We start from the raw sequence: 21,559 nt of genomic DNA, 5'->3' as shown, positions 1-21,559 counted from the left end.
CAAAGGTACGGCATGCAGTTTTCAGATACTATGTTTTGCGAAAGCTCTGCTTGGGAAAGGCTGTTTTGGACTCGTTTTCAAGAAAGAAGCCCCAAAGCAGATGGTGTTGACTGAATGCTTACTAAAGGTTTTTATGGTTGGCTTTTCACCACCCTGCCCTCTGGGCACCCCTCCTAAAGTAAAGTAGGAGGGGAGTTTCTGCTAGTTACGCTATGCCGCTCGCTCAAAAGACCTCGCAGTGTCTTCCAGACCTGCGAGCGTCTGTGCCAGTTACTCGCCAATCAGGAGATTGGCTGTCCTTTGGTGCGTAGAGCGCTGGCGCTAACTCTACGCACAGCTACATTTCAACTTGTAGTTCCCGGCGAGTCTGGAGACTCGCTTCATCCTTTGTCACGAGACTGAAGTCTCGCTTCATCCTTTGTCACGAGACTGAAGTCTCGCGCCAATATGGGACAGTGAGGTGTAGCTAGATGAGATATGGAGCTTCCTTGTCTTTCATTCGGTTTAGAACCTCTTACTTAAAATTTGCCTGAAAAAAGAAAGGCTGCCCCAACTTCTGTCAGGGCAGCCTCTTTTCCAAGAATGTATCAAACTTAAAACTCCGCCAGTGTTTTCTCAATAATGTCGCAGCAGGCATGGAGCTGTTCTTCGGTAATCACTAAGGGCGGCGCGAATCGGATAATGTCACCGTGCGTGGGTTTAGCAAGCAGGCCGTTCTCCATTAGTTTTACGCAGACATCCCAGGCGGTGCGGCCGTCTGGCGTGGGTTGGATGATGACGGCGTTTAAGAGGCCCCGGCCCCGCACCAAACTGACCAGTTCCGGGTGACGGGCTTTCAGTTCATTCATTCTGGACCGGAAGATCTCGCCCAGGCGCATGGCATTCTCCGTGAGGTTCTCATCCTGAATCACATCTAAGGCGGCTACGGCTACGGCGCAGGCCAGCGGGTTGCCCCCAAAGGTAGAGCCGTGCTCGCCGGGTTGGATGCAGAGCATGATGTGGTCATCGGCGAGCGCCGCAGAAACTGGGAGCACTCCCCCAGAGAGGGCTTTGCCTAAGATAAGGATATCGGCTTTTACGCCGTCATAATGAGAGGCCAGCAGTTTTCCGGTTCGGCCAATGCCGGTCTGGATTTCGTCAATAATCAGGAGCACGTTGTACTTCTCACACAGCGCCTTAGCTCCGCTTAGGTATCCGTCTGAGGGAACTACTACACCCGCCTCGCCCTGGATGGGTTCTACCATAAACGCGCAGATGTGGGCGTTTTCCTGCAAGGCTTGCTCCAGCGCCTCCAGGTTGTCATACGGCAATACTTTGTAGCCCGGCATGTACGGCCCGAAACCCGCGGTGCTGCTGGGGTCGGTGGAGAAGGAGATGATACCGGTGGTGCGGCCGTGGAAGTTGTGCTCCACCACCAATATCTCGGCCTCGTGCGGCGGAATGCCTTTTTCTTTGTAGCCCCATTTGCGGGCCAGTTTCAAGGCAGTTTCCACCGCCTCGGCCCCGGAGTTCATGAGCAGTGCTTTGTCATACCCAAAGAGCTCTGCCATGTATTTCTCAGTGGGACCGAGTTTGTCGTTGTAAAAGGCGCGGGAAGTGAGGGTGAGTTGCTGGGCCTGCTCGGTTAAGGCGCCAATGATGCGTGGGTGGCAGTGCCCTTGGTTCACCGCGCTGTACGCACTCAGGAAATCATAGTAGCGTTTGCCTTCCACATCCCAAAGAAACACGCCTTCGCCGCGGTTCAAAACCACGGGCAGCGGGTGGTAGTTGTGGGCTCCGTATTTGTCTTCTAAGGCGATGGCCTCTTGGCTGATGGAGGTATTGGTGGAAGTATTCATAGTCAACAGTTTTATGTAGATTGAAACAAAGAACCCAGCCGAATAAGGCTCTAGGTAAATACGGTTAATCGGCTTGCAGAGATAAAAGTAAGCAAAAGTCTTTACTCCCAAAGTCGGCACGAAATTGGAAAGGCAATTCCTATATATCCTTAAACCTATGAAACAGATATCCGCTTACCTCATCATTGCCTTGGCCGTAATAGCAGCCGCTTTTATTGCAGCAAGCGCCTACCGGTACAAGTTCAAAGCCACAGAATCCATCAGCGTGACCGGCTCCGCCGAAGTGGATTTCAGCAGCAACCTGGTAGTCTGGACAGGCTTTTACGCCCGCCGGTCCATGGAATTGAAAAGTGCGTATGCCGCCCTGAAGCAGGACGAGGGGCTGATTAGGCAATACCTGCGTTCCAAAGGCATTCAGGACAGCAGCGTGGTCATTTCATCGGTGGAGATCATGAAAGATTTCCAGCCCAGGTTTGACTTGCAGGGAAGGCAAATCGGTCAGGACTTCAGCGGCTATACCCTCACGCAGCAGGTAAAAGTGGAATCTACGGACATTGGTCGGGTAGAGCGGTTGTCCAGGGAAGTCACCGAATTGATTGAGAAAGGCGTGGAGTTCAATTCTACGCCGCCCCAGTATTACTACACCAAGCTGAAGGACCTCAAACACAACCTACTGGCCAAGGCCTCAGAAGATGCCCGGCTCCGCGCCAAAGCCATTGCCGAAAACAGCGGCGGCGACTTAGGAAGCCTCCGGAAAGCCACCATGGGCGTTTTCCAGATTGTGGGCCAGAACAGCAACGAAAACTACAGCTACGGCGGCGTGTTCAACACTTCAGACAAAGAAAAGACCGCCACCATCACCGTACGGGTGGAATACGCGGTAGAGTAAGTATTGCTGACTGTTAGTTTTTTTGTCAGTTTTCTGAAAAGAAGACCAAAAGCGAATGCCTTCCTATTTGCCTTAAACCCACTTGTAATAATGGCCAACTTTTTAACGTGCGTTTCTTTGATACTCTTGAAAATATCTAGGAGAAACTTGCAGGTCATACCTGTTGATCAGCAATAAGAGGTTTCGCTGCGGTGCCGGGTAGTCTGGAGACTACCCGGCACCGGTAGGCACGAGTCAGAGACTCGCGCCAGCAGGGACAACGGGAAAGAAAAACACGCATATCCGTTTCCAGCCTTTCGCTTGAGCGCCTAGAGTTCGACCGTCCCTGAGCGAGAGCGAAGAGGACGAGGAGAAATCACAGCGCGAAGGCGGAAGGCGGGGCCTCGCGGCCGTGAGCGCATATCGCTCAAAATGAAACAATAAAGCTCCTGAACCCACAAAAAAAGCCGCACAGCCAAGGCATCAGCCCGAAAGCAATTCTTCCATTTACCGGCTAATTCAGAGAAAACACCTTTAAAACAGAACCCAAAAGCAAAGAGACTTTCATACGAAACCAACACCATGTATCTTTGCGGCATGAAGGCAAAACCGCTGCCCCTGGAGCCCGGTGACTTTTATTTCAACGAGCAAGGCTTCATGGTCTTCACCGAACAATACCACCGCAGGCGCGGGTACTGCTGCCGGAGTGGCTGTAAACATTGTCCGTACGGGTACCTCAAAAACGGCAATTCTGCCCAGAAAGGTGGAAGCAAAAACGACGGTAAAGCAGGGTAAATTACTTTTGAAGAACACCTTAAAGAAAAAAGTTGCAGAGAAGGGTTGACATTACCCATCTTTTTGCGGATATTTGCATCCCTTTTGTAATAAACGATACTAACGATACAATGGCACGAGTTTGTGATTTAACCGGTAAAAGAGTGCAGGTGGGTAACCGCGTTTCGCACGCCAACAATAAAACCAAGCGTAAGTTCTTCCCTAACTTGCAGAAGAAGCGTTTCTACATCCCTGAAGAAGATGCTTGGGTTACGTTGAAAGTTTCTACATCTGCCCTGCGCAACATTACCAAAAACGGTATTTCTGCCGTTTTGAAGAAAGCAAAAGAAGACGGTTATATCGTTTACTAAGCTTCTGCCATGAAGGCCCTGCGACACCTCTGTTTTACATTGCTTGTGTCGCTGCCGCTAGGGGTGACCGCGCAAAATACTGGTCCGGACAAACCTGCGGATTTCCTGGATAAAGAATTTCACCGGCAACGGAGAGAGGCCCTGCGGCAAAAGCTGCCGGCCCACTCCGTTGCCGTTTTGTTTTCTAATCCGCTTAGAAACCGTGCCAATGACGTGGACTTTAACTTCCACCAGCACCCAGATTTCTACTATCTTACCGGCTACCGCGAGCCCAACGCTGTTTTGCTCCTGTTTTCTGACCAGCAGGTCATTAACGGCGTGGCTACCCAAGAGGTACTCTTTGCACAGCCCCGTAACCCGCAGCAAGAGTCCTGGACAGGCAAACGCCTGGGCGAAGAAGGAGTGAAGCAGCACCTGGGGTTAACACACGCCCTGCCCGCCACTGCCTTCGGGAACCTGAAACTAGACACCGCCGCATTTGACCAGATCTTGTTCCTGGAACTGCCGCATGACCTTAGAAATGACCCCGGCAACAAAGCCGATCTGTATGATTTGGTGGCGCAGTTCCGGCAGAAAATAGGCTTGAAACCTGGTCAGGATTTCGCCCATCAGGAGCTATACCAGATCATCAGGCAATATGACGCCCAGGCGGGAGAACGGGTACAGCAGCAGGTGCAAAGGCAAATGGCGACTAATCCGGCCTTGAGCAGCAACCCTTTCCTGAAAAGTTATGTGGCGGCGAAAGATGCGCCCGCCCGCGCGGCTTTGGTGACTTCTATGCCGAAGGAGAAATTCGACCTTTCTGCGCTGGAGAACATACTAGGCGAGATGCGGGAGACCAAATCTTCCGAAGAAATGAAATTGCTCCGCAAGGCCATTGCCATGTCGGCAGTTGGGCAGGTAGAGGTCATGAAAGCCATGCACCCGGGCATGGCTGAAATGGAAGTGCAGGGCATTCATGAGTTCGTGTACAAAAAATACGGCGCTGAGTATGAAGGCTATCCGTCTATTGTGGGCGCGGGCAACAACGGCTGCATTCTGCACTACATCGAGAACGAGAAACCGAAGCTAGGCAATGAGCTGGTGCTGATGGACCTGGGCGCTGAGTATCACGGCTACACCGCCGATGTGACCCGCACCATTCCGGCCAACGGAAAATTCACGTCAGAGCAAAAGCAGATTTACGAGTTGGTGTATGCCGCGCAGGAAGCAGGTTTCAAGGAGTGTAAGGTGGGCAATGCGTTCAATGCTCCCAATGCTGCCGCGCAGACGCTCATGGCCGAAGGATTGATGAAGCTGGGTATCATCCAAAAAGCCGAAGAGGCCCGCCGCTACACCATGCACGGCGTGTCGCACTACCTGGGCCTGGACGTGCACGACCGGGGCACCTACGGCCCTTTCAAAGCTAACACCGTGATCACCGTGGAACCAGGTATCTACATTCCCGAAGGTAGTCCTTGCGATAAGAAGTGGTGGGGCATAGGCATTAGGATTGAGGACGATGTGCTCATCACCGAAACCGGTTGGGAGAATCTCTCGGCGGCGGCACCCCGCTCCATCAAAGACATTGAGGCCACCATGTCCAAAACCAGCGCACTGGATAACTTCAAACTGCCGGAGTTAAAATAAGGGAGGCATTTAGCAGAGAGATGGTTTGGTGGCTGTTTTCTGAAAAGGAGGCTTAAAAGGAACTAAAGCATGTTCTTTGGTCTTTCAAGGGTGAAAGGGAGACCGTTTTTTGCACAAACTACGTGATACCCAAAGTAAAAAAGTAGAAAAGCATTTGTAATTACAGGACTAGCCTCGTATATTTGCAGTCCTAAATAAAAATCAACTTCGCGATGGCAAAGAAAGCTAAAGGCAATAGAGTTCAGGTGATTTTGGAGTGCACTGAGCAGAAAAACTCCGGCGTACCTGGCATGTCTCGGTATATCACTACCAAAAACAGAAAGAACACTCCTGAGCGTTTGGAGATGAAGAAGTTCAATCCGTTCATGAAGAAAGTTACCGTACATAAAGAAATTAAATAACCATGGCTAAGAAAGTAGTAGCAACCCTGAAGACCGCCACTGGTAAGGACTGGGCAAAGGTGATCAAAGCTGTTAAGTCTCCTAAGACTGGCGCATACACCTTCAGAGAAGAGATGGTGCCGATTGACCAAGTGCAAGACGCCCTCAAAAAATAATTGCCGATATCGCATTGATGATATACCTGTAAAAGTCCCTCCATACGCGGGACTTTTTTGGTATATTCTTATTTCTAATTTTTTCTTCCAATAGTACCCTAGACCGCTATGGCACTTTTCGGTTTCTTCAGCAAAGACAAAAAAGAATCTCTGGACAAAGGTCTGGAGAAAACCAAAACCTCCTTCTTTGACCAACTCAGCAAAGCCGTTGTGGGCAAGTCTAAGGTGGACGAAGAAGTATTGGATGAGCTGGAGACCGTACTGGTACACGCAGACGTAGGGATTGGTACCACCGTCAAGATCATTGACCGCATTGAGAAACGCGTAGCCCGTGACAAATACGTGGGAACCTCAGACCTGGACCGCATCCTGCGCGAAGAGATCATGGACCTCATGGAAGAGAACAAAGGAGGCGTAGCCGCCGATTTCACTCTTCCGGACACAGGCGGAAACCCGTACGTGATCATGGTAGTGGGCGTGAACGGCGTAGGCAAAACCACCACCATTGGTAAGTTGGCCTCGCAGTTTCACAAAGCGGGTAAGAAAGTAGTCCTGGGTGCTGGTGATACATTCAGAGCTGCCGCGGTAGACCAACTCAAAATCTGGGGTGATCGCGTAGGCATTCCCGTGATTGACCACGGCATGAACACAGATCCAGCCTCGGTAGCGTATGATGCCGTGAAGAAAGGCGTAGAGATGAACGCTGATGTAGTAATCATTGACACCGCCGGCCGTCTGCACACCAAAGTGGGCCTGATGAACGAGTTGTCCAAGATCAAGCGCGTGATGCAGAAAGTGATTGAAGACGCGCCGCAGGAAGTATTGTTGGTGTTGGATGGTAGCACCGGCCAGAACGCCGTCATTCAAGCCCGCGAGTTCACCAAAGCCACCGAAGTAACTGCCCTGGCTGTGACCAAGCTGGACGGAACGGCCAAAGGTGGTGTTATCATTGGTATCTCAGACGAGTTTAAGATTCCCGTGAAGTACATTGGTGTAGGCGAGCGCGTAGAAGACCTGCAGGTATTTGACAAACGTGAGTTCGTAGATTCCTTGTTCTCCAAGAAATAGGAAAGGTTGTTTTGAGCCTGTTTCTAGCAAAATGAGCTCAAAACAAGAATTTCTCATGCTTCAAGTTTTCAACTTAGAGCCATCATTTCCGCAAGTTTTCAACTTGCCCGCGTTTCAGGTAAATCCTGGAAAAGCTATAAATGTGTATGCTGAGGCTACAGCCTCACTGAAGTTTCAAACTTCAGACCATAATAGGTCCAAGTTGAAAACTTCAACCAGAGATAATAAAAAATAGATCGGAATTAAGCTATTTACAGGCCGATTCCAAGAAAATAAGCAGAAAGTAAACCAATCACCCCTTTTTGGTTGTTGCTTCCCATAAGTAAGAATTCCCTAAGACAGGCACGTGAAAGTAAGATCGCTTAAACAAGACAAATACAACGTTATCACGCTGGGTTGCTCCAAAAACCTGGTAGATTCAGAAGTGCTCATGGGCCAGTTGCAAGCCAACGACCGCCACGTAGTGCATGACTCAGAGAAAGATGACGCCAACATCATCATCGTGAATACCTGCGGCTTTATTGACAACGCCAAGCAGGAATCCATTGACACCATCCTGCGCTACGCCGATGCCAAAGAAGCCGGAGCCATTGACAAACTCTATGTCACCGGCTGCCTTTCTCAGCGCTACAAAGACTCTTTGGAAGCCGAGATACCGCAGGTAGACGCTTACTTCGGAACCTTGGAATTGCCGCAACTCCTTAAAACCCTGGAGGCCGATTACAAGCACGAACTCATTGGGGAGCGTCTGCTCACTACGCCTAAGCATTACGCCTACTTCAAAATCGCTGAAGGTTGTAACCGCCCTTGCTCTTTCTGCGCCATTCCGTTGATGCGCGGTAAGCACGTAGACCGTCCTATGGATAGCCTGGTGAAAGAAGCTACGCGTCTGGCGAACATGGGCACCAAAGAATTGATCCTCATCGCGCAGGATTTGACCTATTACGGTCTGCAGCACTACGGCGAGCGTAAACTAGCCGAGTTGTTACAGCGCCTGTCAGACGTGAACGGCATTGAGTGGATTCGCATGCAATACGCCTACCCAAGCCAGTTCCCGATGGATGCCCTAGATGTGATGGTAGAGCGCGAGAACATCTGCAAGTACCTGGACATGCCGTTGCAGCACATCTCTGACAACATGCTTAAAACCATGCGTCGTGGTATCTCTAAGCGCCGCACGCTGGAATTGGTAGACACCATCCGCCAGCGCGTACCAGACATCGCCTTAAGAACCACGTTGATCGCTGGTCACCCCGGTGAGACGCAGCAGGACTTTGAGGAAATGTACCGTTGGGTAGAGGAAATTAGATTTGATCGTCTGGGCATTTTCACCTACAGCCATGAAGAAAACACGCACTCGCACACCTTAGAAGACAATGTGCCAGACGAGGTGAAACAAGAACGCGCCGATGCCATCATGGAACTGCAACAAGGTATTTCCATGGAGATGAACGAAGAGAAAGTAGGAAATACCTACAAAGTGCTCTTCGACCGCAAAGAAAGCGGTTACTTTGTAGGCCGTACGCAGTACGATTCTCCGGAAGTAGACAACGAGGTATTGGTACCCGCTGATAGCACCTACGTGCGTTTAGGAGACTTCGCCCACGTGAAAATCACAGATTCTTCAGACTTCGACCTGTACGGCGAGGTAGTAACCAACAACTACGCTCCGGCAGACAAAGAAGCTTCCGCCCATTTACCGTCTGTTTTGTAAGAAACGGAGCTAAAACGGAGAGGTAAATATGATTAGATTAGACCTCACAGGTTTTTGAAACCTGTGAGGTCTTTTTGTTTTAGAAATTTGAGGCAGTTGGCATAGACGCTCGCAGGTCTTGCAGACACTACGAGGTCTTTTGAGCAAGCGATATTGCGGTAGGAGGCAGAACCCGCCCCTACCCCTCCGAGGGGGGTATACGCCTTTAATGGAGATGCAGGCAGTACCCCTATGGCGCGGAAGTAACTTCCGTGCCTTGCTGCAACGCTCTGAAGTCACGGAAGTAACTTCCGAGCCATAGAGAGGTAGAAGAAAGGAATACGTGACAGAGACAAGGCAGTGGCTAGTCTCTACGGGTCCTCATCACCATTATTGCAACTTTCCCAATTCCAGTCTTTCCTGAGCGCGCCTCGCTTTTGGCCCTGGAAAGACAAAACTAAGCGCAAAGGACAATTCAGGCCGAAAGGGCAGTGCGAGAAGGGAAGACGGGGCCTCGCGGCCGTGAGCGCACGGAGGGGAACCATGCAACAATCAAGCATAAGTGCCCCGCATCAACCCACCGCCACGCCAGCAATGGCAATAGACGTGCATTTACTAATAACCCACGAATCATGCGGCCTAGCCAAAGCAACAGCAAACTGCGTGCACCTCTACCCAAGAAAGAAACATTCAAAGCAAGAATTATAGAAGAAGGTTTCCTACACGACACCATCCACCCAGCGCTTAGAAACGTACTACGGGTATTATTCTGAAAATAGAGTTTACCTTTGCACGGCAAGCGAACTCAAAGCCGCTGTACCTCAGATATGAAAGTTTCCTGTATTGACTATAGCGCCACGGGTGCCTTTTCTTCCCTTGTGCTGGATTACCTCCAGAAGGATGCCAAGTTGCAGCCGTTTTATGCCCATTTTCCGGAAATCAGCGCATTTTCTGCGTTAATCAAGGAGCGGAACTTTCCGGCGGAGCAGCGGCAGACGTTAGTGGAGGAACTGCACCGGCAGTACCAGGGCGTGGAAATGTCAGAGGCAGTACAGGCCAATATTTCGGCGTTAGCCCAAGAGCAGACCTTTACCATTACCACGGGGCACCAACTCAACCTTTTCACCGGTCCGCTATACTTCATTTACAAGATTGTAACGGCCATCAATACGGCCCGCGCACTGCAGAAAGCCTACCCAGACCAGAAGTTTGTGCCGGTGTACTGGATGGCCACCGAAGACCATGACTTTGCCGAAGTGAACCATTTCACCCTCTTCGGGAAGAAGTACGCGTGGGAAAGCGATGCCAAAGGAGCTGTGGGCCGCTTCTCTACCGATGGGTTGAATGAACTCCTAGACGAGATGCCGGAAAGTTATCCGCTGTTTGAGCAGGCTTATACCGAAAGTGCGACCCTAGCCGAGGCCATGCGCCACATTGTGAACGGCCTCTTCGGTGAATACGGGGTGGTGTGTCTGGACGGTGATAGTGCGGTTCTAAAACGGGCGTTCAGCCCCATCGCGCAGCGGGAATTGACCGAGCAGGTAGGATTCTCGGCGGTGACGAAGACCAATGCAGCCCTGGAAAAGCATTACAAACCACAGGTGATGGTGCGGGAAATAAACCTGTTCTACCTGGACCAAAACCTGCGCGAACGCATTGTGCGGGAAGGAAACCAGTACCAAGTGCTAAACACCGACTTGGTTTTCACGCAGGAACAAATCCTGCAACTAACCCAAGACGAACCTGAGAAATTCAGCCCGAACGTGGTGCTTCGGCCGGTGTACCAGGAACTGGTGTTGCCTAACCTGGCGTACATTGGCGGTGGGGCCGAGGTGGCGTATTGGTTTCAGCTCAAAGGCTTGTTTGAGGTATTAGGCGTGGCGTACCCGGCAGTGATGCTGCGTAATTCGGCCATGTACATCACCAAAGCAAACGCGCAACGCTTGGAGAAGCTGGGCTTTACCGTAACCGAGATGTTCAGGGAACTGCCTGAGTTGAAGAAACGCCTGGCCGAACTTTTAAACCAGCAGGAGGTAAATCTTGCCCAGCAACGGACTACCTTGGAGGAAGTGTTCAAGCAGGTGGAGGAACTGGCCCAAACCGTGGAGCCTACCTTGGTGAAAGCCGTAGGGGCCGAGGCTCAGAAAGCTCAGAACAGCCTGCAGATGCTGGAAAAGAAACTGAACAAAGCCGCCGAAAACAAAAACGACACGGCCTATAACCAACTGGCCAACCTCAAAGAGAAGCTTTTCCCTACGGGAGTGTTGCAAGAAAGGGTAGACAATCTGCTCACCTACCAAACCAATAATCCGGCCTTCATTCAGGAATTGGTAGACGCGTTTGATCCGTTTGCCTATTGCTTTACCGTGCTTCAGGAAGAATAAACATGGCGTTGAAAGCAGATCTCAGAAAAGAATATTTACTAAAGCGGAAGCAGTACTCCCCAGAAGAAGTGGAAGCTGCCAGTAAAAGCATTTCTGATCTTTTCTTTTCTGTCTATCAGCCTCAGGCCGGGCAAACAGTCCATACGTTTTTGCCTATTCGGCAGCACCAGGAAATCAACACAGGGCACATTATCCGGCGGTCATGGGAGCAAGGGGTGCAGGTGGCGGTTCCGGTAGCCAACCCGGTGGACTTCTCCATGGCCCACTTCCTGTTTACCCCAGAGACCCCGCTACAGGAAACCAAATGGGGAATTCCTGAGCCGGTCAACGCTTTGCCCCTGCCTGAGTCTGAGATTGACATTGTCCTGGTTCCGCTGCTGGTGTTTGATTTGCAGGGGCACCGGGTGGGGTACGGGAAAGGTTTCTATGACCGTTTTCTGGCTCTTTTGCCCAAAACGAGCCAAAAACTGGGGTTGTCCCTAGAGCCACCCATTGAAGTGATTGATGATGTGCACGTCAATGACCTCACGCTAGATGCCGTAGTGACGCCCACCCAAGTGTATAAGTTCTAACCATTCCCGCAGAGGAATAGTGGACGGTAACTGACGGCAATTCCCATCAATTTATGACAATGTTTTTGGCTCGAATTTCCAAAAATAGGCCAAAAAAGTTCAGGGTGCCGTAGGGGTAAACCCAACATAGACTGTCTCTCAGAGACGAGTAGCTCCTGCTTTTCATTATTGGTTTGCCGTTAACTGCTTTTGCTGGGCGTATCTTCCGCAGAAGAAAGAGAAGCCAGCAGACATGACTGGCTCTAGTTAAGTACAGCTTTGCGCTTGCAGCTACTTTGTCTTGGGAACCCCTGTGCTTCCGGCTGAATCCCCCACCAATTTCATTTCTACTTCAGGCTGCCGTTCTGGTGTAAGACCTTCAGCAGAAGAGCTGATTTAACTTTTTATAAAAGGCGTACTCTGCCCGGTGTTTGTAGAAAAGCTGTAGGGTGCTGCAAAAAAGAGCAATTTTTTCAGGCTGATTTTAGGAGATATTTAGATTAATGAATATACTCCGCATTCGTTTTAGGTTGTCTCTCTCTAACCTCCATAACTATCTTCTCACCTAACTAAATCTAACAAAGCATGAAAAAAACGTTACTTCTCTTACTGGTGCTTTTTTCTTCGCTGCGCATGGCTTTTGCGCAGCAGCGGGAAATTACCGGTAAGGTAACCGCCTCAGATGATGGCACTGCCTTGCCGGGCGTTAGTGTAGTGGTCAAAGGAACCACTAATGGAACCTCCACAGACGCAGATGGTAACTTTAGACTGCGGGTGCCAGACAATGCGGCAGTTTTAGTACTCAGCTACTTGGGGTATCTCTCAAGAGAAGTCTCCGTTGGAAGCCAATCTTCCCTCAATCTTTCTCTTTCGCCAGACAACCAGCAATTGGGGGAGGTAGTGGTCACCGCGTTGGGCATTGAAAGAAGTGAGCGGTCTTTGGGCTATTCAACCCAAGAAGTGAAAGGCGAGAACCTGACCTTCACCAAAGAACAGAACGTACTGGGTTCTCTGGCCGGTAAAGTAGCTGGGGTGCAAGTATCGGGTTCATCTGGGGCTAGCATGGGCGGAACGCAGAAGATCCAGATTAGAGGGGTGAACTCCGTGACGGGTGGCGGACAGCCGTTGGTGGTAGTGGATGGTACTCCCATCTCAAACTCCAACTTTGCCGGCAGAAACGGCCCTGACTACGGAAACCTGGCCCAGGATATTAACCCCGAGGACATTGAATCTGTCAACGTACTGAAAGGGCCTACCGCATCGGCGCTGTATGGTATCCGGGGTCAGTACGGAGTGATTATGATTACTACCAAGAAAGGCAGCAAAGGTCCTAAAAAAGTAGTGGTTCAGTTGAATTCTGCTTTCTCAGTGGAGAAAGTGGGCAATTTAATGCCCATGCAAAATGTCTACGGCGGCGGCGGAAGCCAAACCTGGAGAACCCTTGCCAACGGTGAAAAGTATGTAGACGGCACAGATGAAAGCTGGGGGCCTAAAATGGACGGTACGCTGGTGCGGCACATGCACAGCTTCTACCCGCAAGACCCCATGTATGGCAAATTGGAGCCCTTTGTGGCGCATCCAGACAACATCAAAGACTTCTTTGAAACCGGATTCAATCTCAACAACGGAATAAGTGTAGCCGGCGGAAATGAGAATTCTACGTTCCGGTTAAGTTATAACAATACCTACATTGAAGGGGTGGAGCCCAATACGTGGCTTAAGCGGAACAACTTAGGGCTAAGCGCTTCTCTTGACCTGACGAAGAAGTGGAGCGTGTCCACCAACATCAACTATGCCACCAATGATGCCCAGCGTCCGGCGCAAGGGTATTATGAAGGCTCCCGAAACTTCACCCAGTGGTTCCAGCGCAACCTGGACATGAATAGGCTGAAGGATTATAAATACCCAGACGGTACTTTCTACCACTGGAACATAAACAGACCTAACGCCGCCGGGGTAATCTCCAGCTTTGAGCCCATTGACTGGAACAACCCTTACTTTGAAGCCTATGAAAACACCAACGGTGATAACCGGGACCGCTTCTTCGGAGATGTAGGCTTAACCTACCAGGTATTGCCAGACTTAAAGCTAAGCGGCTTTGTGCGGTCAGATATCTATGTGCAGAACATTGAGCACCGCGAAGGGGCCGGCGGAAGATACCAAGATGCGTACTCGGTTGGAAAGTACCAGAACAGAGAAATGAACTATGAGTTCCTAGCGCAGTACACCAAAGACTGGAACGACTTCTCCTTCAACTTCAACTTAGGCGCCAACCTCTTTGACCGAAACTACAGCTACCTCTCCCAAGCTACCGTGGGTGGTTTGTCTAGCCCAGGATTCTACAACATTGAAGCCTCCCGTGAACGGCCTACCGTTTCTTCTTACCTTTTGAGAAAACAGCTGCAAAGCGTGTACGGCATGGCCACTATAGGGTACAAAGACACCTACTTCCTGGACGTTTCTTTGAGAAGAGACCATTCTTCTACTTTGCCTGATCCTTACTATTATCCATCTGTATCGGGCTCATTTGTGTTTAGTGAACTGCTGAACTGGAAACCACTTTCGTTTGGTAAACTTCGGGCAAGCTATGCGCAAGCCGGAAACGATGTAGCGGTTTATGCCACTTCCCTCAATTATGAGGTAGGTGGTTTGTATGGTACTAACAACACTTCTTATGTACCAGACGTCTTGAATAACCCCAACATTGAACCTTCGTTTGCCACCTCCTATGAAATAGGCGCTGACCTTAAGTTCTTCAACGGACGCTTAGGGGCAGACTTTACCTATTACCAGCAGCGAAACAAAAATGATGTTATTGACCTGAATGTGTCTGGCGCCAGCGGGTATACGTCATCTTATATCAATGCCGGGCTTATTGTGAACAGAGGGATTGAGCTGGCCTTGACAGGAACTCCCCTGCAATCAGAGCGCTTCTCCTGGGATGTGGCCCTGAACCTGGCCAGAAACAGAGGCACTGTGAAAGAGCTGTACCCAGGCTTGGCTTCCCGTTTAATTGAATCTAATACCTACAGCGGGGTTTCCATGTACCTATACTCCAACGTAGGGCAGCCCTTCGGGACTCTGGTGGGCCAAGCTTATCAGCGCGATGAGGCAACCGGTAAGGTGCTGTTAGGTGCCAACAACCTGCCTTTGTACACCACCGCCACGCATGATTTCGGGAGCGTGCTGCCAGATGCTACCGGTGGTTTCCAGAATACGTTCCGGTTTGGGCAGTTTGACCTGAGCGCCATGATTGATTACCAGTTTGGTGGTCAGTTCTTCAGCTGGTCTCGCATGTTAGCCGTGAAGGCCGGTCTGGCCGAGGAAACAGCTGCGTTGAATGATAACGGGAAAAACGTGCGCGACCCACTTTCTGAAGGTGGAGGCGTGAAAGTAAACGGGATCTACGGTCCTGGAACGCCGCTTGCCGGGCAGGAATTCACCGGATATGTAGACGCTAGAGCTTACTATAGAACCACCTTGGGAACGCGGGTATACGAAGAGTGGCTGTATGATGCTTCTTACGTTAGACTAAGAGAGGTGCGGCTTGGCTATACCTTAAGCAAAGCCACGTTAGGTAAATTGCCTTTTGAGAAAGTAGGCATCGCTTTCATCACCCGCAACCCGGTTATGATCTGGCAGAAGGCGCCTGAAGGACTAAACCCAGCCGAGCTGGCGACGGGTGCCTCTTCCTTTAGCTGGTTAGAAACCGGAGGACTGAATACCGTTCGTTCTTATGGCGTTAACCTGAACATCACTTTTTAATTAGAGAAGACCATGAAGAGAATCTATATACTATTGCTCGCCTGCCTTGCCCTGGCAAGCTGTGAGTTTGACGAGGATATAAACGTAAACCCCAACAAACCCAGCGAGGCTTCTGGCGGACAGTTACTGGCCAATGCCATGCTGTACTTGCCGGGGCTGAGTTCTTCGCCACAGGGCGAGTTTATGGCCCAATACTTATCTGAAACCCAGTTCCCCGGAGGCTCCCTTTACCCGGAAGGCGCTACCAGTTTCTACGGACTGTACACCGGCCCGTTGATGAACCTGGAAGAAGTGATCAACTCTTCCACGTTAGACGGAAGAGAAGGACCGGTAGAAAACCAGAAAGCCGTAGCGAAAATCTTAAAGGCTTATTTCTTCTGGAACATAACCGACAGATGGGGCGATGTTCCTTACACCGAAGCCTTGAAAGGGACCGATAATTTCGCCCCGGCGTATGATACCCAGGAATCCATCTACAACAATCTTTTCGCCTTACTAAAGGAAGCGAACGGGCAGATGGTGACCGGAGATATCCAGAATGATATTGTCTACGGCGGAAAGATGGACAAGTGGAAAAAGCTGGGAAACACCATCCGGCTATTAATGGCGCTCCGGTTATCTGAAGTAAACCCCACCAAAGGCAAAGATGAATTTAACCAAGCATTAACGGCTGGTATCATGACCTCTAACGCTGACAACCTGGTGTTCAAGCATCTGGCCTTGGAAGTAAATGAGAATTACTGGTACAGTCAGGTAGGCAGACAGCAACGTTTATGGTGGGCACTAAGCCAGACACTGGTGAACACCATGAAACCTACCGCAGATCCTAGACTGGCGATCTACGCAGATCCTAACGAAGACGGAGAATACGTAGGGCTGGCCTTCGGGAAACCCGAGGGCGGCGTTCCTAATGATTATGCTTTGCTTGGCTCCGATATCTGGAAGCAAGATGCTCCAGTGTACCTGGTAACCTATGCCCAAGCCTTGTTCGCCAAAGCAGAAGCCGCTAAACGTGGCTGGATTGCCGATGCCGATGCAGAAGCCAAAACGAATTACGAAGAGGGGATCAGACAATCTATTATTCAGTGGACGGGAGTAAATACCGGCGTAAGTGCCTTTTTAGCGAAGCCAGGAATTGCGTATGAACCTGCTAGAGGCTTAGAGCAAATTGCAACCCAACGGTATGTGCACCTATTCATGCACGGCTATGAAGCGTGGGCCGAGTATAGAAGAACCGGGTATCCTAACAACTTAGTGGCTCCCGGCGGAAAAGCAGTCCCAGCTAGATTGATGTACCCTGCGAACGAATCTGCCAACAACACCACCAATTACAATGCTGCCCTGCAAAGATTAGGCGGTACAGATGGCTTGTATGGCAAAGTGTGGTGGGATAAATAATCTTATACCATCATCTTATAAATAAAAAAGGCCGGTTGTTTACCGGCCTTTTTTATGAAATTACCCTGAAAACAGGATGAGACTTAATCTGGTTTATTTACTGTTCTTCAAAAAACGAAAGCAAAGCCCCGGCATAGGCATCGTTCCAGCCTTCCACCAAATCATCATAGGCCTCGTCTGGGATGTTGGTCTGCTTCACCTCCATAGAACAGCCCTGTTTGTGCGAATGAAGTTTAATGGTGACAATGGATTCTTCGGGTTCGCCTTCAAAATACCACTGCTGTACTATCTTCTTGTTTTCCTCAAATTCCAGGTTCTTGCCTACAATGCTGCCTTCCCAGAGCGAAAACTCGGTGCCGGGTTCTGTAGACATTTCGGCTGGTTCACCGGTCCATATTTCTAAGGTGATGGGGTTGGTTAAGGCTATATACACTTCTTCTGGCGTGGCGGGCAGCAGGTAATATTTCTTGAATTCTTTCATGGGCTAAACGGTTGAGCGACGAGATAACTACGGCAAGTTACAGATACTACTTTGAAGGACTATAGTTCTGTGATGTCTCCTTTAGGTGAAATCTTAAATCGTTTACGGGTAACAGTGAGCTTTCTGGTGTTGGGTACCTCCTTGTATTCGGCATCAAACCGCCAACGGGTGGTGCTGTCTATGTGCACAATGGTGAAATCCTTCTGAATAGTATATTGCTCACTATGCTTGATGCCTGGTTCCTCTCCGCAAGGGGTAAATTTCAAGTCCTGTTCATCCAGCGTTCTTCCGTCTGGGGTGTAGGTTCTAATTCTGGGCAGCGTTTCATCTGTGGGAAAAAGCAAGACAAGTGCGGTTACGTCTTTATTGACGGAAAAACGCCGGTAAGGGAGTTCGTGCGGTTTCAAATAGCTGCTGGCCACCGTGGTGTCTAACCTGGAGCCTAACGTGTAATCAAAGGAGCACGTAGCTTTAAACGGTAAGCCTAGCACAGGCAATTCAGAAACAAAGCTGGAAAAGGAAACCGCCGGAACGGCATCTACCACCTGTTCTACCGATGGGTTGACTTCATATTGGGCCGTGTTGTCTCTGGAGCAGGACGTAAGGAAGCAAAACAGCAGCAGCAAACAGGAAAGCAGTTTTTTCATAGATGCTTTATACGGAAATTCCTATATAAAAGGATTGGACGCAGGAAAGAAGCTGCTTCTAAAAATCTAGGTAAGCGCTTTAAACTCCTGTTTCTGCCGTATTTTCTGAAAAAGAGCTGATAATTGCATCCTTCTTCCCTTCTATGGCGCGGAAGTTACTTTCTTGCAAGGCACGGAAGTAACTTCCGCGCCATAGAGGCCATAGAACGGGAGAGTAGGAAAATAAATGATTTGTATTCCCGTGCCGTTGTTGGTGAGAACACCAACAACGGCACGGGAATAAGGCTACCTTCTTTTCTCCATGTCATCCTGAAAGGGTCTTGGTAGCGAGCGCTAGTAACGTTAAAAAAGAGCGTTGCTAGTTCGCTCACCAGGTCTTTCCAAGATGACAAAAGATATATTTTAATTTCTCCTGCTGCTTAGATGTCTTCTAATTAAGTCCTTTGTCATAAAAAAGCCGCAGCCAATTGAATGGCTGCGGCTTTTGCAATTTTTAGATCCCAAGAAAACTATTCTTCGTCCTCAGGTTGAGTGGCTCTTCCGGTTTGAGGTCTCTTGTTATTCTGCTGCGTTTCTTTGTTGATCTCCGTTATGTCTACGGTTTGGGAGAAATCGCCTAGCAGGTATTTAGAGAAGTAATCGGCGGTCATCCAGAAGGAATACTCGGTCATGTCGCCGTAGCCGTGGCGCTGGCCTGGCATAATTACCAGGTCGAAGCGTTTGTTGGCTTTGATTAGGGCATCGGCCATTCTAATGGTATTGGCCGGGTGTACGTTGTTATCCACATCGCCGTGGGTGAGCAGCAAGTGTCCTTTCAGGTTTTTGGCTAGCTCTGGGTTTTTGTCGATGGCGTACTGGAACGTGGTATCGCCTTTGGCGGTGATTACTTCTTTCACGCCGTGGTGCTTCTCAGACCACCAGCGGTTGTAGATGTTGTTCTCGTGGTTACCGGCGCCAGACACCGCTACCTTGAAGAAATCTGGGTACACCAACATAGCAGCCGTAGACATGAAACCTCCGCCGGAGTGACCCGTGATACCTACTCTGTCAATATCAATGAAGGAGTGTCTGTCTGCCAGTTGCTCTACGGCGGCTTTCTTGTCAGCCAAGCCGTAGTCGCGCAGGTTGCCATAGCCGTAGGTGTGGTACCATTTAGAGCGGGCCGGGTGACCACCGCGGTTTCCTACGGTAATCACAATGAAGCCCATTTGCGCCAGACGGTCCATGCGGTCCATGCTTCTCCCGAAGGCTTTGTTCACGGCTTCAGTCTGCGGGCCTGGGTAGATGTACTCAATGATAGGGTATTTCTTGGTAGAGTCAAAGTCAAAGGGCTTGTACATGACGCCGTACAAATCAGTAATGCCATCATCGGCTTTCACTTTGAACGGCTCGGGGAATTTGTAGCCAGCAGCCATGAGACCAGACAAGTCAGCGGTGCCTAAGTCCATTACCTTTTTGCCGGTGTTGTTGTACAGCGCGAAGGTAGGCACGGAGTTCACGCGTGAGGCGCTATTCACGAAGAACTTGCGGCTGTCGTTCATGCTTACCTGGTGGTCAAAGTTGCCGCTGTTCAGAAGCTTCAGGCCAGAACCGTCAAAGTTCACGCGGTACAAGTGCAGCAAATAAGGGTCTTCCTTGGCTTCGCGACCGTTGGCGGTGAAGTACAGCACGCGGGCTTTGTCATCAATGCCAATGATCTCTTCGCAGTGGTAAGCACCCGAGGTAATCTGGTTTTTCAGCTTGCCGTTGCCGTCATACAGGTAGAAGTGGCCCCAGCCGTCGCGCTCAGACCAGTGGATCAATTCGCTGCCGCCGTTTACCAGGCCTATGCGGCTTACTTCCACGTACGTGTTGAAGCGCTCGTCAATCAGCGGCTTTACGGTGCCACTAGGAACATCCAGAGATAGCACGTCAATCTTCTTCAAATCACGGCTGGTACGGGTGAAATACACCTTGTTGTTGGTGCCGTGCCACAGATTGGCGCGGAACTCGTCATCGCGGGAGCTTTGCTTGGCCGGGGCGGGCCACACCGAGATTTCCTGGTCTTTGAAGGCGGCGGTGTTGATTTTCTTGGCCGTTTTGTCAGCGAAGTTGAACAGCATCAGTTCTCTGATAGGGGCTTCTTTCTCGCCGGGCATCTGGTACTTGTACGTTTCCAGGGCCGGACGACCAGCGGCGGTGTTGTGAATCACCCACAGGTCTTTCACTTTGCGGTTGTCGGTGCGGGTCATGATGAAGTACTTGCTGTCCGGCGACCACATGATGAAGGCGGGTTTGCGGTTCTTCTTGTTTTTCTCGCGCTCCACGTTGGTTTCGCCCTGAGAATCGCCGTAGGAGTAATTCTCCACCCCATCAGTAGTAAACTTGGTTTCTACAATGGTAGAGTCTTTTTCGTTCTTGAGGGCTTTCTCGTAGTTGGCGCGGTCCATCCAGTACAGGTTGTGCTCTTTGGCGAACACCACAAATTTCTGGTCTGGCGAGATGGAAGCCCACATAGGCTTGCGCTTCGGTTTGTTGTAGTCCTTCAGTTCGGTGAGCTTGCGAGTAGCCAGGTTGTACTGGAAGTAGAAGGTCTTCTTCTCCAGTGAGTCGGCCGCTTTCTTATCAATACGGTCTTTCTTTACCTGGTCAATGGTGCTCTTCACCTCAAACTGCACGTTCTTCTCGTCATCCGTGAATTTGAGGTTTTCCAGCGGCAAGTGCTGCGCATCAAACGGGTCACGCACCACCAAGGTAATGTCGGCGGCCAGTTTATCGGTGTTGAAGATGGCTTGTTTGGATTTGGTAGCCGGGTCTACCAGGTACCAGTTCTTGCCGTTGGAAGTCTCATATTGGTACCAAAACCTATCAGACTGCTTTAACCAATGTGGGTCCAGGCTGGTAGTGAAGATAAGCTTTTCGAGTTTTTTAGGGGAGAAGCGGGAGGCTAGCTGGTAATTGGCTTTTACCGGCGGTGCGGTCTGGGCCTGCCCTCCCAAGCTTACCAACAGAAAGGCAGCCAGAAAGTAAAGGGTTCTCATGTAAAGGGTTTCGTTTGTATTGTTTGGAAGCTGGAAGTTACGGAATTAAGAGCAGATTTTAAGTGGGATTGGATGGAGGAGAGGTGCTTTTCTCTTGTGGTATGAATTATTTGTTGTGCGTAGAGTTAGCGTCAGCGCTCTACGCATTTGGTGGGCAGCCAATCTCCTGATTGGCGAGACGGATAGACTGATTACTTTCTACTTCTTTTCTTCCTTCTCTTTCGCTAATTGCTTTCTATGGACATTCGTAACTCTTGTCTCCCTCGCCGTTGTTGGTGTTCTCACCAACAACCAAGACTGCCGCTCCAGTTAGCCTTTACTTCCTACGTCTTTTCTTACTGAACTCTTGGCGGCAGATGCGTCCTGCAGGCGTTTGTCACTTTTCTCCTTGATGAGAAAAGTAACCAAAAGAATCAAGAAGCTCCGAACTCGCTGCCGCTCAGACAGGCGGAGCTTCAATTCAGTACCACCAGGCAGCTGTCCTTTGTTGCATAGGGAGCTTACGGCATTGCTGTT

General features: G+C 50.2%; 16 protein-coding genes. 12 read left to right on the top strand and 4 right to left on the bottom strand.

The window, feature by feature from the left end:
* Positions 1-593 precede the first annotated feature (593 nt).
* Positions 594-1,838, bottom strand: a complete 1,245-nt coding sequence (gene rocD / locus ACY0JR_RS04005) for an ornithine--oxo-acid transaminase (protein WP_462632595.1) — start codon at positions 1,836-1,838, stop codon at positions 594-596.
* Between the two features lie 157 nt (positions 1,839-1,995).
* Between rocD and ACY0JR_RS04000 the strand changes: the two genes are divergently transcribed.
* The 12 genes from ACY0JR_RS04000 to ACY0JR_RS03945 all read left to right on the top strand — a co-directional run bounded on the left by ACY0JR_RS04000 (position 1,996) and on the right by ACY0JR_RS03945 (position 16,895).
* Complete coding sequence (locus tag ACY0JR_RS04000) at positions 1,996-2,727, top strand: SIMPL domain-containing protein (protein WP_462632594.1); 732 nt, start codon at positions 1,996-1,998, stop codon at positions 2,725-2,727.
* A 576-nt stretch (positions 2,728-3,303) separates the two neighbouring features.
* Positions 3,304-3,501, top strand: coding sequence for a DUF5522 domain-containing protein (locus ACY0JR_RS03995; protein ID WP_462632592.1), 198 nt, complete (start codon positions 3,304-3,306; stop codon positions 3,499-3,501).
* Positions 3,502-3,611: 110 nt separating this feature from the next.
* On the top strand, positions 3,612-3,851 hold the full coding sequence (gene rpmB / locus ACY0JR_RS03990) for a 50S ribosomal protein L28 (RefSeq protein WP_181305142.1): 240 nt from the start codon (positions 3,612-3,614) through the stop codon (positions 3,849-3,851).
* 45 nt (positions 3,852-3,896) lie between these two features.
* Complete coding sequence (locus ACY0JR_RS03985; RefSeq protein ID WP_462632591.1) at positions 3,897-5,480, top strand: aminopeptidase P N-terminal domain-containing protein; 1,584 nt, start codon at positions 3,897-3,899, stop codon at positions 5,478-5,480.
* 212 nt (positions 5,481-5,692) lie between these two features.
* Positions 5,693-5,881 (top strand): 50S ribosomal protein L33, encoded by a 189-nt coding sequence (gene rpmG, locus ACY0JR_RS03980; protein WP_062543030.1) that lies wholly within the window; start codon positions 5,693-5,695, stop codon positions 5,879-5,881.
* Between the two features lie 2 nt (positions 5,882-5,883).
* Entirely contained in the window at positions 5,884-6,036 is a 153-nt protein-coding gene (locus tag ACY0JR_RS03975; protein ID WP_071887815.1) for a DUF4295 domain-containing protein, read from the top strand.
* A gap of 108 nt (positions 6,037-6,144) precedes the next feature.
* Entirely contained in the window at positions 6,145-7,104 is a 960-nt protein-coding gene (gene ftsY, locus ACY0JR_RS03970) for a signal recognition particle-docking protein FtsY (RefSeq protein ID WP_149089628.1), read from the top strand.
* A gap of 346 nt (positions 7,105-7,450) precedes the next feature.
* Positions 7,451-8,818, top strand: coding sequence for a 30S ribosomal protein S12 methylthiotransferase RimO (gene rimO, locus ACY0JR_RS03965; protein WP_462632590.1), 1,368 nt, complete (start codon positions 7,451-7,453; stop codon positions 8,816-8,818).
* An 806-nt stretch (positions 8,819-9,624) separates the two neighbouring features.
* Positions 9,625-11,181 carry a bacillithiol biosynthesis cysteine-adding enzyme BshC gene (gene bshC, locus ACY0JR_RS03960; RefSeq protein WP_462632588.1) on the top strand — a complete coding sequence of 519 codons (1,557 nt, stop codon included), beginning with the start codon at positions 9,625-9,627 and terminating at the stop codon, positions 11,179-11,181.
* A gap of 2 nt (positions 11,182-11,183) precedes the next feature.
* Positions 11,184-11,753, top strand: a complete 570-nt coding sequence (locus ACY0JR_RS03955; RefSeq protein WP_462632587.1) for a 5-formyltetrahydrofolate cyclo-ligase — start codon at positions 11,184-11,186, stop codon at positions 11,751-11,753.
* Positions 11,754-12,317: 564 nt separating this feature from the next.
* Positions 12,318-15,497 carry a SusC/RagA family TonB-linked outer membrane protein gene (locus tag ACY0JR_RS03950; protein ID WP_462632586.1) on the top strand — a complete coding sequence of 1,060 codons (3,180 nt, stop codon included), beginning with the start codon at positions 12,318-12,320 and terminating at the stop codon, positions 15,495-15,497.
* A 12-nt stretch (positions 15,498-15,509) separates the two neighbouring features.
* Positions 15,510-16,895 (top strand): SusD/RagB family nutrient-binding outer membrane lipoprotein, encoded by a 1,386-nt coding sequence (locus tag ACY0JR_RS03945; protein ID WP_462632585.1) that lies wholly within the window; start codon positions 15,510-15,512, stop codon positions 16,893-16,895.
* Positions 16,896-16,992: 97 nt separating this feature from the next.
* Here ACY0JR_RS03945 and ACY0JR_RS03940 read toward each other — a convergent pair whose 3' ends face one another.
* The 3 genes from ACY0JR_RS03940 to ACY0JR_RS03930 form a co-directional block, all read right to left on the bottom strand.
* Positions 16,993-17,376, bottom strand: coding sequence for an SRPBCC domain-containing protein (locus ACY0JR_RS03940; protein ID WP_462632584.1), 384 nt, complete (start codon positions 17,374-17,376; stop codon positions 16,993-16,995).
* Positions 17,377-17,435: 59 nt separating this feature from the next.
* Entirely contained in the window at positions 17,436-18,023 is a 588-nt protein-coding gene (locus tag ACY0JR_RS03935; RefSeq protein ID WP_462632583.1) for a hypothetical protein, read from the bottom strand.
* A 509-nt stretch (positions 18,024-18,532) separates the two neighbouring features.
* Entirely contained in the window at positions 18,533-21,043 is a 2,511-nt protein-coding gene (locus ACY0JR_RS03930; protein ID WP_462632581.1) for a S9 family peptidase, read from the bottom strand.
* Positions 21,044-21,559 lie beyond the last annotated feature (516 nt).

The organism is Rufibacter sp. JT3400010 (assembly GCF_054956755.1).
This window is presented reverse-complemented; position numbering and strand designations above follow the sequence as displayed.

Coding starts and splice junctions, on each gene's coding strand:
- rocD (WP_462632595.1), bottom strand. CDS start 1,838: ATGAATACTTCCACCAATACCTCCATCAGCCAAGAGGCCATCGCCTTA.
- ACY0JR_RS04000 (WP_462632594.1), top strand. CDS start 1,996: ATGAAACAGATATCCGCTTACCTCATCATTGCCTTGGCCGTAATAGCA.
- ACY0JR_RS03995 (WP_462632592.1), top strand. CDS start 3,304: ATGAAGGCAAAACCGCTGCCCCTGGAGCCCGGTGACTTTTATTTCAAC.
- rpmB (WP_181305142.1), top strand. CDS start 3,612: ATGGCACGAGTTTGTGATTTAACCGGTAAAAGAGTGCAGGTGGGTAAC.
- rpmG (WP_062543030.1), top strand. CDS start 5,693: ATGGCAAAGAAAGCTAAAGGCAATAGAGTTCAGGTGATTTTGGAGTGC.
- ACY0JR_RS03975 (WP_071887815.1), top strand. CDS start 5,884: ATGGCTAAGAAAGTAGTAGCAACCCTGAAGACCGCCACTGGTAAGGAC.
- ftsY (WP_149089628.1), top strand. CDS start 6,145: ATGGCACTTTTCGGTTTCTTCAGCAAAGACAAAAAAGAATCTCTGGAC.
- bshC (WP_462632588.1), top strand. CDS start 9,625: ATGAAAGTTTCCTGTATTGACTATAGCGCCACGGGTGCCTTTTCTTCC.
- ACY0JR_RS03955 (WP_462632587.1), top strand. CDS start 11,184: ATGGCGTTGAAAGCAGATCTCAGAAAAGAATATTTACTAAAGCGGAAG.
- ACY0JR_RS03950 (WP_462632586.1), top strand. CDS start 12,318: ATGAAAAAAACGTTACTTCTCTTACTGGTGCTTTTTTCTTCGCTGCGC.
- ACY0JR_RS03945 (WP_462632585.1), top strand. CDS start 15,510: ATGAAGAGAATCTATATACTATTGCTCGCCTGCCTTGCCCTGGCAAGC.
- ACY0JR_RS03940 (WP_462632584.1), bottom strand. CDS start 17,376: ATGAAAGAATTCAAGAAATATTACCTGCTGCCCGCCACGCCAGAAGAA.
- ACY0JR_RS03935 (WP_462632583.1), bottom strand. CDS start 18,023: ATGAAAAAACTGCTTTCCTGTTTGCTGCTGCTGTTTTGCTTCCTTACG.
- ACY0JR_RS03930 (WP_462632581.1), bottom strand. CDS start 21,043: ATGAGAACCCTTTACTTTCTGGCTGCCTTTCTGTTGGTAAGCTTGGGA.